The organism is Microcoleus sp. PH2017_24_DOB_U_A (genome assembly GCF_020738205.1).
Taxonomy (GTDB): domain Bacteria; phylum Cyanobacteriota; class Cyanobacteriia; order Cyanobacteriales; family Microcoleaceae; genus Microcoleus.
This window is the reverse complement of sequence record NZ_JAEQCT010000044.1, coordinates 40,470-52,882: the sequence shown is the minus strand read 5'-3', so window position 1 is coordinate 52,882 and position 12,413 is coordinate 40,470. Positions and strand designations below refer to the sequence as shown.

Genomic DNA, 12,413 nt, shown 5'->3' with positions numbered 1-12,413 from the left:
CGATTTTAACTGTTTGTAATTAGTAGTTGTATAAACTAGCGATAATTTCTACTGACTGCAAAAACCTCAGCAGCGCGAGGCGAACCAATAAAACGCCAATGCCACGGCTCATAACTTACTCCTTGAGTATTGTTAGCAGGAAAAGATATTTCAAAACCAAACTCTTTGGCATGAACGCTCAGCCATTGGTAAGCCTTACTTTTTTCAAATTCATAGGTGATATCCTGCTTTGGAAAGGAACCATCTGCTAAATCTACAGCATAACCAGTGTGATGTTCGCTATGACCGGGAGGTGCACTCATTTTAGCAGCTTCTTCAGGTGAACCGCGTTTTTGAATCTGATTTTTGAATAGCAATTCTTGATTGGCAAAATCGCGAAAACCTGATACAGGAACAATCCAAACTCCTAGATCCCGTGCTGCATAAATCATCTTCATCAATTGCAACGCGGCTTCTTTATCTAGTTGCTCAAATCGTTGATACTCCTGCTGGGCATAACTAGCAACTGTCATCAATTTAGTGCGATCGGCTTCTGCATAGGGAAAATGACCGTACTTTGGTTCTTTATCTATTTGAGTGCTGGGCAACATTGGCGGAGATGTGTTAATACTAGGTGCTGGATTTAAAGCTGGCTGTTCGGGAACTGCTGGATAATTTTTAGTTGCTACAGGAGTCTGCACTGCTGAGTAATGGTCTAACAACTGTCTGATTGTTAGGGTAGCGAAAACCACTGCTACCGCGCTGAGAATAATTATCGAAGCCCAACGAAACCAAGGCAAATTAAATAATTTCATAACTAATCTTTTGCTTGTCTATCAGCTATTTTCCAAGTACCGTTTTCGAGATTTAGTATAAATCTATAAGTTTTCAAATTAGTCTCGGATTTATCGATTGCTCCGTTAATATAGAGAGTATAATCTTCTGCGATAGAAACCTCCACTTCGGCGATCGAACCAACCTGGTTAAAGTAGCCAGTAGCTTGTGCCTCTTGCTTGCGGAATTGATAATAAGCATTATTTTTTTGCAGCCAATCGATCGAACCTTCTGGTTTGACAATATCTTCATAAACTTTTCCAGTTGTGAGGCTAGCTGCTAATTGGCGATCGAAGGGAGGGCCGAAAATCCTTGACTTTGCTTGCTGCCAACTCTTAATTAAATTAACAGATTCTTCTTTGGTGAGACTGTTTGCTTGCGGAACAGGGTTAGGGGAAGTCTGCGGTACGGATTGGCTAACGGGAGGGGGAGATGAATCTGGTGTAGCAAATATTTCTGGAGTTTTCTTAGAAGTTAACAAGGTGGTCAAACCAAAGGCTGCTAGTGCAATTAAAGCTGCACTTCCTGCCCCGATTAATCCCCACTGCCACGGCAGTAATTTAGGTTTTTCTTGAGGTTGTGACACATATGTAGGTTGTACCGATTGGTAAGTGTTTTGTACCGGATATGCAATAACATTTGCAGGAGTTGGATTCATTGCTTGGAGCATTTGCGCGGCATTAGCATAGCGATACTGAGGTTGAGGTGCGATCGCCCTTTCCAAAACCATCACTAATTGGTCGCTAACTACGCAATCATCCTGCCAATTCCAAGTCCCGTCATAATTTCGCAAAACTTCAGAACTTTTCCCTGTCAATAGCACAATTATTGTTACTCCTAAAGCATAAATATCTCCGGCAAAACTCACTTGCCCTGTCTGCAATTGCTCCGGTGCCACATAACTAGAAATGACAAAACTACTAGCCTGAACTAAAACCGCTTTTAAACTCACTTTCTCTTGTACGAAAGTATCCAGAGAAATAGCGCCGTGTACCAATCCCTGATCGTGCAACTGTGCCAATTGTGGCAGCACTTGTCGCAAAAATTCTGTCACTTCTGGCTCAGAAAAGCCTCGCCCCTGGCGATTGCTTAACACAATGCGATAAGGTATTCCTTGGCTCTGATTTTGCATAAACCACTATTCCTTTAGATACTTCCTAATTATTTAACTCTATACTTTTGATAATTTCAGCCATTTGTGTGGCTTTAATGATAGAACTTAACCGATGACTGCTCCATCTTAAATTTCCTTCTCGCGATAATTCATTTGCTCTTTGATAATAGTCAATTTCTCCAAAATGCTTATATTCTGTTGATTGTGTAAGACGGCGTTTGCAATAATAACAGCAGTAACTGACGACCAACTTAAACACTTTTAATTCAAAAGAGCCAAATTCTTCTGGAGAAGCCGATCGCAACATTTTCCAGACATCATCAGCATCGTAAGGCTCCAGGTTTTCTAAATATCGATACCTGTTAAAAATTCCTTTAACAAGGTTGTCAAAACCTACTTTTGGTTTTTCAGGGGTTTGATAAAAATTGCGATCGCCAAATTGAACATCACCGTCAAACTTAGCCCCTTGAGTATTGTAATTAGTAGAATCCTGCTGATTATAAGTGTCACCGCTGCGATTTTCCACGTTCATTTTTCCACCTTGAGTATTATAAATAGTTCCAGTTTGATTATTGTGAATATCACCTCCAAGAGCTATATTTCCTGTATTTGTTCCCTGATTTCCTACCACACCACCACTAGATGCTATACTGCGATCGCCTGCTTGAATAATTTGATTCATCTTCTCAGCCGTTTTTTCCTTCACTGCTTCCCATCCATCTACTGGCAAACTTTTGCCACCTTGCAACATAGCAACAGCAACAGCAAAGTCCTCGCTAGAAATGTCGAAATTAGGCGTTTGTTTAGCGTTGCATTGAATCTGGGTGCTTTCCGGCACAGCTTTTGCTAAATAATTCATAATATTAGAAAGACACACACTTGTATCGTGAGGCTGATTTCCTGCACCTTGCAAGGCCTCAATCAGATGATAAGTGTAGATACTCATCTTACGATCAGTACGAATGTAAGATTGTTCCCCTCCATCGCAGGATGTAAAAACCGCTCGTCCTTTACCTTGACTGAGGTTAGCAGTTATCTCTTTAGGCGGTGCAGTTTGTACAAAACCAGATGGCAGTTTCATTACAGCTTCTTCACTTTTAGCACTTGCCATCCCCCGTGCGTGACAACTGTCAATTACAACGAACAGTCGCTTAGCTTGAATTTGGCGTAATGCACTATTAAAATCTTCAGCCGAAAGCGTAGTGTTTGGGATGTCGAAAGGCTCGACATCGTGCGTTATTAGATAGTATTTACCAGTATCGTGAAGTAAGCCGTGACCGGAAAAATACACAAAAATAGTGGCTTCTGAGTCTTTCGCAGCTTGTTCTTGCAACCAGACTAAACCGCCCAAAATTTGATCGCGTGTAGCTTTAGTATCGTGAAGTAAACGGATGTGTTGCTGATTGTCTGGGTAGCAGCAGAAATTGGGATCTGTGAGGATAAATTTAAGTGCATTAATGTCTTTGACAGTAACGGGAAGCGACCAGTTTTTATAGTTAGCACATTCACCAACACCAATGAGTAGTGCATAGCCATGGTTGAAAGTATTAGACATCTTTAGTGATTCTCCAAGTTAGTTTATTTAATCAAAAAGACTCTGGCGTCGTTCGCTCATTGATTCTGTTCTGATAAAACCAGGTTTTCTTTGTCTCACCTGCTGGCGAATGTTGTGAGCTGCATCTCTGGCAGTTGAATTATAAGATCTTGAACTTGATTCCGAAATCATGCGAATATCAATTATAGGGAATATAACTTCCTTGCTATCTGTAGTCGTAATCAGAATTGCTTCTCCATATATCTCTTTACTAACTTTTAGTAAATGTGAAACATTTGATGAAGAAATTTCGATCGTTTTTACAGACACAATACTATCATAAAGGTACTCACAAGTTTCATCTCTTAATGAGGTTCCTCTGATAAAATTCCACTTACATCTGTAATATGCTATGAAGTTTTTACACGGAAATATCGCAATAAAGTCATAAATGCTATATTTATTATTTTTGTCAATTCCGGGTTCGCAAAAATAATCACTTATGCCTACAGTATCTATTAGTTCTTTCCAATTAATAAAATTAGAATCGCTTAGTTTCTGACTAACTCCACTGAACAGCCGTATCGGTTTGCCGTCAATTATATTTCCGATATCTTCCCCATTTCCTTCCACAATTCTCAATTCCTGCTGACCAATATCAATCAGTTGTTGCAGATCGTATTCTAGCCATTTCTGAATTTGCTCGTCTGATATTGGGGGACGCAGAGTTTTGAAATTATATAAAATGACTGCAATAATACTTAGAAAAAATGTGTACCAAGTATTAATGAAAAGTGTAATAATTATTAACATCATGAAAACATAGACCAAAATTCCATCTAGAGGCAATCGCTTTTCCTTGATAGATGCTATAAAGTCGTCTACCACTTTTTTGATAATGCTTTCCAGGACTACTGCCGCATTATTGCGTTTTCTTAAGCATTCAAAATAGGCTCGAATTAACTTTCGATCGGGCTCTTGTGAAATTCTTTGTGAACTTTGTGGCGGTACGGTAGCAGGAGGCGATATTGGTATGGATGGAGAGTAGATTGACGGACTTGGAATTGTCTGTGCTGACACTGGTTTACTCTGATTAACAGTTGGTTGTGATGTCTGTTGTTGAGTTACATTCACGCTGTTATCTACAGGTGTTGCCACCAATAAAACTCCACCAGCGATCACAATTCGTGTTTCAGCTTTGATCGAGTAATCAGTTATCGGCTGACTATCAACGAAAGTGCCATTTTTACTGCCTAAGTCGCAGACGTGCCAAGTATTGGTAGATTGGTTAAAACTTAATTTCAGATGGTGTGTGTCCACAACATTAACGTTGGGTAGAGGAATGTCGCAGTCTGAGCCACTGCCAATAACGTACTCCCTACCGTTTGGCTTCAGCGTCCAACTTTGACCAGTTTGTTCTAACTTAAGTTTGAGTTGCATGAATTTTGGTTAGAGTTTAATAGATTTTTCAGATCATCTAGAGCCTGTCTCAGTCAGCCATCTGTGGAATTATTACCACCAATAGCCCCAAAAGTAAGACACAAACTGAGTTTAAAAGGGTTGTCCTCCCTAATTTTTCTTAGCTGCCCTAGGTTCTTGTGAACTTCCATATAGCTATCAGCCTGAGTCCGCAAGTTTTATGCAAAATACTGCTTTTTTGTTATAAAACTTTACCTAGCACCGTCTGACGTTCGGAGATAGTAGTTTTGAGATTAATTGAAACGATCGCCCTAATGCACCCTAAGCCCCGACGAACCGCAACAGTAGCGGTACTTCTCAAGCTCTATTTATCTATCAGGCTCAGTCCCCAAGTTTTATGCAAAATACTGGTTTTTTGTTACAAAACTTTATCCAGCGCCGTCTGACGTTCGCAGATATTAGCTTTGAGGTTCGTTGCAGCGATCGCGCCCATTGCTGAATCTGAGTATTTCTACTCGGCGTCTCACCGCTTAAACAAACTTAACAATCTCTGATGTATTTAACATTACTCCATACAAAATAAAAAGTCAACTAACGAACATTAGCAATTTCGGTTATGCTAGCGTTAGCTAAATATCATAAAATCTGAAAATGGCACAAAAAGAAGACTTATTTGCCGAAGCAGCCCAAAACTGGGACTTAGAAAGGCTTTACGAAGCTTTCGCAGAAGCTAAACGGCAAATCTCTCCCCGATCGCGCAGAGGACTCACAGACACTGAAAAGCTCTATCTCCGAGGACTACTTTCCGGTTGCAGTCCCGCCGAAATAGCTAAAAAAATGTTTCAGACTCCCAAAAGTGCTGAGGTTTATCTATGCAAAACTTTATATCAATATGTTAAACAACTGGCAGATTTACCTAACGAACCTGTAGGAAATTGGCGCAATATTTGCGATCGGCTACAGGAAGCAGGATTTAAAACTCTGTCTTCTTCTGAATTTAAAATGAATAATTCTTTGCCAACAGAAGCATTGGTAAAAATAGTTAATATAGGTTTTAAAGAAAGTACAGTATCAATTGACATCAACATCAGACTAGAATTCCCCTCAACTTCAGAGACTCCAAAAACCGAAGACTTGGATCAAAAAGACTAGATGTGCGATCGCACAACCCAAACAAATCCCACAAACAAATCAACCCTCTCTTCTCTTAGTCCGCGGAGGCGGACATCGTTTGTATAGCCGCGGTTTCAACCGCCGAGGCTTCCTTGATATACGCGCGGTTTCAACCGCCGAGGCTTCCTTGATCTACTATCCAAAACATCAAGAATCGCCCGATCGCACTTGCTCAAAATCTTCAGCATCCGCCGGCAAACCAGAACCCTCGCCATTCCTCAACCGTGGCGATTCGCCATTACCCGCACCCGCAGCGTAACCCCCAGAATACCTGTCATCCAAACCCGAATCCCTCAGCGAAATCGCGCTTCTTTGACTCTGCGACAATCGATCAGATCGGCGATTTGTCCCAGAAATCGGCGGCTTCCGAGTTAAAGTTTTCCAAGCAGCCTTAATCCCCGTCACCACGCTGCGAGTTGTCACCTGCACGTTTTGCGCCTGCTTCTTCGCGCTACCAATACTGCGATCGACTTGTTTGACAACCTCCCCCGCACTTTGCACCCCATCGCTGACATCATCCGTCAACTCGCTAATTTCCAGCCCCGTCAACCGAATCGCCTCCAAAGTTGGCGGAAACTCGCGCGCAAGCGTGTCAGCCAGCTTTTCCACGCTGCGGGCTGCCCTTGCTAGCGCTTGCACCGCAGGTATTAAAGTCACTAAAACAGCAGTTAGGCTAACTGCCACTAGCAAAATCGAAAGTCCTAGCCAGAATATAGGGTCACTCACTTGAATCTCGGATTTGGGGCTGACCTAAGTGTTGCAGTAAATCAATGATTGCGATCGACTCACAATGATTAAAATACCTTATTTTTGGTTGATCCTGACCTTGTTAGCGGACGGGAGGGCGCGATGGGGGAGTCACTTCGACTTCAGTTTCCGACAGTGTTTGACGTTCGCGCTGAGTCGCTTCTAAACCGGCGGCGATCGCCTCCTTGAGTCTAACCAAAGTTTCGTCCCAATTTCGCAGTGCAGTCTCCGAAAGTCGATCGGCTTGCAATTGGACGCTAGTCGATAAATCCTCCGCCAACTCCGGCAAAGCATCGGCCGATTTTTTCAATATCTGCCGCGTCTCCTTGCCCGTTCGCGGTGCCATCAGCAAGCCAGTCACGGCCCCGATCGCCGAACCCACCAACAGACCGCCAATAAATAATCCCGAACGTTTACTTGACATTTTTATAACTTCTCTCCATACAACTTTAGGATACCTTACCTCAAAGGTCGTGAAGCGAAGCTATCCCGTAGGGAATCGCGCCTGAGCCAAAGCATCCGCCCCAAACCCAGCAATCCCAAAAGTTGCTGAACCTGTTGCAGTTGCGATTCCAGTTGTTGATAATCGCGCCGTAATTGGTGAGCACCTTGCTGCCTTTTAGCCAAGAAATTCGGCGATTTTGCGAGGACATTGCTGCTACAGCGCTCGATTGCTGCGATCCGAACTTCAAAACGTGCGATCGTCCGTCTAATTTTCCACACTCTCGCAGCTATATAAAAACCGATCACAGATATCATTAAATTGATAATTACAACAGCCGTCAGCATTTCTTACCTATTTTCAATTATTAACATATTCCGCTGTTTGTGGCGAAATTATAGCCCTATGTTGTAGCGACACAGCAGTGTTCATTAGTGTCAAATCAAGTCTGAAGCCTGAGAAATCTCGCTTTTATCTGAGGCAAGATCCCCCTAAATCCCCCTTAATAAGGGGGACTTTGATAACTTCCTGTCCCCCCCTTCTTAAGGGGGGCTAGGGGGGATCAGGCCTTAATCGTCAGACAGCAAATCTGCACTACGTCTTATCTTAAATTGACACCAACGAACCTGATTGTGTCCCCATCAATCGGGATAAAACCTCAAGCCTGAGACATCGCCGGCAAACAAACCTTAGTACCGCCCAAACCGCAATAACCGTTCGGGTTTTTAGCAAGATACTGCTGGTGATAGCTTTCCGCGTAATAAAACTCAGGAGCATCAATAATTTCAGTCGTAATCTTACCGTAACCAGCAGGCGTCAAAGCTGTCTGGTAAGCATCCCGCGAAGCCTCAGCTAGCTGCTTTTGGCTGGCTGAATACGTGTAAATGCCCGATCGATATTGAGTACCCGAATCATTACCCTGCCGCATTCCCTGAGTCGGATTGTGGCTTTCCCAAAAAACCTTTAGCAGCGTTTCGTAACTAATTACTTTCGGATCGAACACAACCAAAACAACTTCATTATGTCCCGTCATCCCGCTGCAAACTTCATTGTAAGTAGGATTCGGAGTAATCCCCGCAGCGTAGCCAACCGCAGTCGAAAAAACACCTTTTTCCTGCCAAAATTTGCGTTCCGCGCCCCAAAAACAGCCCAGGCCAAACATGGCAGTTTCCATGCCGTTTGGAAACGGAGGCTTGAGGGGATTGCCATTAACAAAGTGAGTTGCCGGTACCGGCATCAACTCTGCCCGCCCCGGCAATGCGTCTTGGGGAGACGGCAGACTCGACTTTTTGCCAAATCCAAATAGCGCCATAAGTTTGTGAGGAGATCTCTGATAAACGTCTTTACCTTACTTAATAATATCAGATTTTTGCGGAAAATAGTCGGCCTTTTGAAGATAGACGATAAAAGGCACGAGGCAGAATTGTTTTTCGGAGTTTTTTTGTGATACCGCTCACTATAAATGAATTTTTCAATCACACTACATAGTGCTATCTGTCACCAAAAAATGCCTGAAATATCACCTGTTGTTGAGGCAACAATCACCCGGATATTCTGCAAAACAGGCGATCATTAAAAGTATGGCGTTGTAGAATTATTCAATACGATTTATTTGGAGTGTGTAGAAATGGCAGCTAAACCTTGCAATAAACCTTTAAAATCTAATCCATTTATTACTTACCGCGATCCGATTACAGGTAAGTGGATTGTGATCTATCATGATTTGTCGAAATTAGCAGAACAACCACAGCTAGCACTGGCTTGAGATTTTTTATTGATTTTATCTTAAAATCAAGAATGTTTGGCAACTTGTTGGGTGGCTCAGCTTAGAGGTTTTCGATGATTCAGCAAATCAAATTATACCAATTTGCCAAATTAATGCAAGAGTATATGTAGGGTGTGGATCCCTCGACAATCTCTAAAAAAGAGTAAAAATCGGTGGGGCGACGCACCTTACACATTAGGTGAACTAAACAACCCTCCGTTTCACTCCGGCCAACAATTTTATAGTTGCCACATTTTTTATAAATGGTATTATATCATATCACTCAATTATCCTTAGTAAATTTTTTTGTAGTGAGGCATTTAGTTATCTTGAAATTATGCGGACTGAAGTCCTCACTACGAACCTATTTGAGTGTTTTTATTCGAGAGCTGATGCACCCTAATTTTCAGCAATGCTCATCTCTTTTTGTAGTTCTAAATACCGATAGAGATATTCCGAAATTATTCCGTGCAAAAACAAGTCTCGTGCTGCATTAAACGGACTGTTTGGTGCTAGCGGATGGCGGTTGACAATTACATGATTCCAGTCATGATTTCCGGTAATCTCGCTGACGTACACTCCGAAGTTTTCATCTAACTGAAGCGACATTACTGCTCGCGCAAATTCGTCGCTAGTCAAACAGAGAGAATAAAATACTTTAAACAATTCGATCGCAGATTCTAAATCCAAAATCCTCAGCCACCTCGGCCTTTCAAAATCTATTGCAACTGTTACAGGTTGAATGCTATCATAATTAATTCCGCGTTTTTGGACAAGCTGCAACCAGTTGGGATTTGTCAGCATTGCCTGGTTGTAATCCCAGACAAAGTTATACAAAATTAAATCGTGTTCGAGAAAGGCATTTTCTGCTAAATCGCTAACTGTACGCGGATAAAGTTTTGACTTTTCAATCTCGGTGTCCGGGCCGTTGTCAATTAAGAAGTTGATAATGTTGGAACCGATGCTGATGTGCCGCACAATTAAATAACAAGCTTCGGGCGAGACAAAGTTATTTAGGAAAAATGCAGCCGATTTGTGCATTAAAGTGTAAGCGCGAAATTGAAAGGGCAACAAACGCTTTGCGATCATAATTACCGCTAGCAACAAGTTAGCAATTATTTTGATCGGGATGAGCAAATAATTGCGAGTCCAGTTTTGCAAATCCCGCATCATATATGCTTTTGCAACTAAATCGACGGGAATTGACCGATCGCAAAACAGGACATCCCAAACATTCGGATCTCGGCGGTTGTACGGTTTGGTAGCGTAAGGGACTTTCTGCTCGTCGGGAAGAGTTTTGATATCTTGTTTTTGCAGCTTTTGCATTAGCGGATTTCCTCCAATTGCAGCAAATATAAACGAGCAGTAACGCGGGCGGTTTTGACAATGCGGCGGGCGATATCATCCGTCATCCATTCGGCATTAATCAAATTTTCTAATTTCGCTAGATGCGACTCGTCATTAGCTCCGTGATAAGCTAAAAATGATACTTGTTCGTCTTGCAAACCGAGAGTTTCTTTGATTTCTTTTGCCCACTTTCCCGCCAACCGATTTCCCAATCCTTCGATGATAAACATACTGCCAATTAAATCAACCGGATTTTCCCGCGATGCTTGGTGGAAGATAAAAGCTGACAGTGCTTCGCTGCCAATATTCTTATCATATTCCACAATTTTTGACAACTCGCCTCCGACAGAAACATAATTCCGTTCGAGCATTTGATAGTCGCGGTGTTCGTCTTGGGCGTGTCCTATAAAAGTCGATCGCAAACGAAAGTCAGTCATGTTAGAAGCCGCGCGCGCAATCCAGCGAGATCCCTCCACAACTTGTGGGCGGAGATTGCACAGCAAAGCTTGATAGTCTTCTATGGTAAACTCTCCTCGGTACAATTTGCGGACAATGGGAACGGAACGAATTTCGCGATCGAATCTCAGCCAAATCCAGGCTAACTCCCGCAACAAATAAGCTTGCGGAGAGTAAAATATTTCCGGTTTAACACTTTCGAGAGGCGAAGCTTCGGGAACATCAATGGATTGAAAACTTTGAGAAGTCATAGATTTATTCGTGCTTTCCACAACAGTTAACATCATGTATGCCGTTGTAAAGCGACCACTTTCCGGAACAAAACAAAAGATTTTTTGTCCGGGCTGCAATTTGCCAGAGTTGAACAATTCCTCTAACATTAAATAAATCGCTGCACAGCCTGTATTTCCCCGCGAGTACAAGTTAGTAAACCATTTTTCTTCGGGAATCATGCAGCCTGCTTGTTCCAAAAGTTCGACAATTTGTCCCCGGAAAAAGTGAGAGGAATAGTGGCACAGCAGCCAGTCAATTTCCTGCGGACAAACTCTCCCTGTTTTAATCAAGCTCAGCCAACCTTCAACGCCTAATTTCATTACATTGTCTAGCAAGCGAATATTTTGCCGCAAGTCAAAGGCTCCGGCTGTGGCTGCATCGAGGTAGGATGAATAATCTAACCAGCTTTTGGTTGATGTTTCGTTTGCTAATCCTGAATACATACAAACTGGATAAGCATTAGCGTGAGAAATCAATTCAATCCATTCTATTTTTAAGCTAATTCCTGAGGCATTCGGATGGTTTTGGAGCAAAAATGCTCCGGCGCCGTCGGATAGCATCCAACGCAGAAATTCTGTATCGAAAGGTAGGGGTTTTCCGGCTTGGACTGATGTTTCTGTTTCAAATTTACTATTTTTGAACAGGCGCGAGGGAAATTCCGAGGCTACGGCGATTGCTGTTTGTTTTTTGCCGAGTTCGAGTTGAGATGTGGCGTAATTTAAGGCGGTAACTCCCGCACAGCAAACTCCTTGAGTTGAAACTATTTCTAGGGGAGATAGTTCGGAAAGTTCCCCATGTACTGTGCTGGCAAATCCTGGTACTAATAAGTCTGGTAAAGTGGTGGCGCAGGCTAATAAGTCGATCGCCCCTGGTTCCAAATTTGCCTGGGCGATCGCATCCCGGACAGCAAACGCTGCCATTTGGCTGTTAGAATAGAGTGTTTGCTGCTGTTTGTCGATCGCGTAATAGCGCAGTTTAATCCCGTTACTGTTGAGAATGCGCTGTCTGACTCTCGAAGGGCGATCGGCAATTTTGCCTAGATACTCCTCCATCTCATCATTATTAATCGCTTCTCCCGGCAAAAATTTCCCAATCCGATTGATATAAGCGCTGTGCATACCCTAAACCTCTCAAAATACTAATTTAGTCGAGTTCGTTGTTTGTTAAGTAAGTAAGTAAGTAAGTGAGTGTAAATCAATTTAACCAGAAAGAATTGGTTGAAAGCCCGCCCGATCGGGAGAAATTAAAATCAGACTATTCATTACTCCAATCCTCGGACTTAAGGGTAGAGGCCGCTCTCAAACTGTCAACTGTCAACTGTCAACTGTCA

12 protein-coding genes are annotated in these 12,413 nt (G+C 42.6%); 2 read left to right on the top strand and 10 right to left on the bottom strand.

Features of this window, described 5'->3' with window-relative positions; translation table 11 throughout:
- Nucleotides 1-35: 35 nt before the first annotated feature.
- The 4 genes from JGK07_RS13055 to JGK07_RS13040 are packed head-to-tail and all read right to left on the bottom strand — an operon-like array spanning nucleotide 36 to nucleotide 4,901.
- Complete coding sequence (locus JGK07_RS13055) at nucleotides 36-794, bottom strand: D-alanyl-D-alanine carboxypeptidase family protein (protein ID WP_293212075.1); 759 nt, start codon at nucleotides 792-794, stop codon at nucleotides 36-38.
- 2 nt (nucleotides 795-796) lie between these two features.
- Nucleotides 797-1,945, bottom strand: a complete 1,149-nt coding sequence (locus tag JGK07_RS13050) for an IMS domain-containing protein (protein WP_293224771.1) — start codon at nucleotides 1,943-1,945, stop codon at nucleotides 797-799.
- Nucleotides 1,946-1,970: 25 nt separating this feature from the next.
- Entirely contained in the window at nucleotides 1,971-3,482 is a 1,512-nt protein-coding gene (locus JGK07_RS13045; protein WP_293224773.1) for a caspase family protein, read from the bottom strand.
- A gap of 27 nt (nucleotides 3,483-3,509) precedes the next feature.
- Nucleotides 3,510-4,901 carry an FHA domain-containing protein gene (locus JGK07_RS13040; RefSeq protein WP_293224775.1) on the bottom strand — a complete coding sequence of 464 codons (1,392 nt, stop codon included), beginning with the start codon at nucleotides 4,899-4,901 and terminating at the stop codon, nucleotides 3,510-3,512.
- Between the two features lie 630 nt (nucleotides 4,902-5,531).
- Between JGK07_RS13040 and JGK07_RS13035 the strand changes: the two genes are divergently transcribed.
- Nucleotides 5,532-6,032: a DNA-binding response regulator gene (locus tag JGK07_RS13035; protein ID WP_293224777.1), complete on the top strand. Its 501-nt coding sequence runs from the start codon at nucleotides 5,532-5,534 to the stop codon at nucleotides 6,030-6,032.
- Nucleotides 6,033-6,200: 168 nt separating this feature from the next.
- On the opposite strand, the gene JGK07_RS13030 is transcribed toward JGK07_RS13035, so the two are convergent.
- The 4 genes from JGK07_RS13030 to msrA all read right to left on the bottom strand — a co-directional run bounded on the left by JGK07_RS13030 (nucleotide 6,201) and on the right by msrA (nucleotide 8,554).
- On the bottom strand, nucleotides 6,201-6,779 hold the full coding sequence (locus JGK07_RS13030; protein WP_293224779.1) for a DUF948 domain-containing protein: 579 nt from the start codon (nucleotides 6,777-6,779) through the stop codon (nucleotides 6,201-6,203).
- A 103-nt stretch (nucleotides 6,780-6,882) separates the two neighbouring features.
- Complete coding sequence (locus JGK07_RS13025) at nucleotides 6,883-7,224, bottom strand: YtxH domain-containing protein (protein WP_293181877.1); 342 nt, start codon at nucleotides 7,222-7,224, stop codon at nucleotides 6,883-6,885.
- 35 nt (nucleotides 7,225-7,259) lie between these two features.
- Nucleotides 7,260-7,589, bottom strand: coding sequence for a hypothetical protein (locus JGK07_RS13020; RefSeq protein ID WP_293191669.1), 330 nt, complete (start codon nucleotides 7,587-7,589; stop codon nucleotides 7,260-7,262).
- Nucleotides 7,590-7,900: 311 nt separating this feature from the next.
- The gene (gene msrA, locus JGK07_RS13015; protein ID WP_293191671.1) at nucleotides 7,901-8,554 is read right to left on the bottom strand and encodes a peptide-methionine (S)-S-oxide reductase MsrA; all 654 of its coding nucleotides are present in this window, start codon (nucleotides 8,552-8,554) and stop codon (nucleotides 7,901-7,903) included.
- 315 nt (nucleotides 8,555-8,869) lie between these two features.
- On the opposite strand from msrA, the gene JGK07_RS13010 reads away from it, so the two are divergent.
- Nucleotides 8,870-9,007 (top strand): hypothetical protein, encoded by a 138-nt coding sequence (locus tag JGK07_RS13010; RefSeq protein WP_293181883.1) that lies wholly within the window; start codon nucleotides 8,870-8,872, stop codon nucleotides 9,005-9,007.
- Nucleotides 9,008-9,406: 399 nt separating this feature from the next.
- Here the strand turns inward: JGK07_RS13010 and JGK07_RS13005 are convergent, their stop codons facing one another.
- Together JGK07_RS13005 and JGK07_RS13000 are read right to left on the bottom strand one after the other, a co-directional pair.
- Nucleotides 9,407-10,333 (bottom strand): hypothetical protein, encoded by a 927-nt coding sequence (locus JGK07_RS13005; RefSeq protein WP_293181885.1) that lies wholly within the window; start codon nucleotides 10,331-10,333, stop codon nucleotides 9,407-9,409.
- Entirely contained in the window at nucleotides 10,333-12,201 is a 1,869-nt protein-coding gene (locus JGK07_RS13000; RefSeq protein WP_293241941.1) for a 3-oxoacyl-[acyl-carrier-protein] synthase III C-terminal domain-containing protein, read from the bottom strand. The genes JGK07_RS13005 and JGK07_RS13000 overlap by 1 nt, the downstream gene beginning before the upstream one ends.
- Nucleotides 12,202-12,413 lie beyond the last annotated feature (212 nt).

Bases quoted from the DNA above. Each gene is read 5' to 3' on its own strand.
- JGK07_RS13010 (WP_293181883.1), top strand. From the start codon at position 8,870: ATGGCAGCTAAACCTTGCAATAAACCTTTAAAATCTAATCCATTTATT.
- msrA (WP_293191671.1), bottom strand. From the start codon at position 8,554: ATGGCGCTATTTGGATTTGGCAAAAAGTCGAGTCTGCCGTCTCCCCAA.
- JGK07_RS13025 (WP_293181877.1), bottom strand. From the start codon at position 7,224: ATGTCAAGTAAACGTTCGGGATTATTTATTGGCGGTCTGTTGGTGGGT.
- JGK07_RS13040 (WP_293224775.1), bottom strand. From the start codon at position 4,901: ATGCAACTCAAACTTAAGTTAGAACAAACTGGTCAAAGTTGGACGCTG.
- JGK07_RS13005 (WP_293181885.1), bottom strand. From the start codon at position 10,333: ATGCAAAAGCTGCAAAAACAAGATATCAAAACTCTTCCCGACGAGCAG.
- JGK07_RS13000 (WP_293241941.1), bottom strand. From the start codon at position 12,201: ATGCACAGCGCTTATATCAATCGGATTGGGAAATTTTTGCCGGGAGAA.
- JGK07_RS13055 (WP_293212075.1), bottom strand. From the start codon at position 794: ATGAAATTATTTAATTTGCCTTGGTTTCGTTGGGCTTCGATAATTATT.
- JGK07_RS13020 (WP_293191669.1), bottom strand. From the start codon at position 7,589: ATGCTGACGGCTGTTGTAATTATCAATTTAATGATATCTGTGATCGGT.
- JGK07_RS13050 (WP_293224771.1), bottom strand. From the start codon at position 1,945: ATGCAAAATCAGAGCCAAGGAATACCTTATCGCATTGTGTTAAGCAAT.
- JGK07_RS13035 (WP_293224777.1), top strand. From the start codon at position 5,532: ATGGCACAAAAAGAAGACTTATTTGCCGAAGCAGCCCAAAACTGGGAC.
- JGK07_RS13045 (WP_293224773.1), bottom strand. From the start codon at position 3,482: ATGTCTAATACTTTCAACCATGGCTATGCACTACTCATTGGTGTTGGT.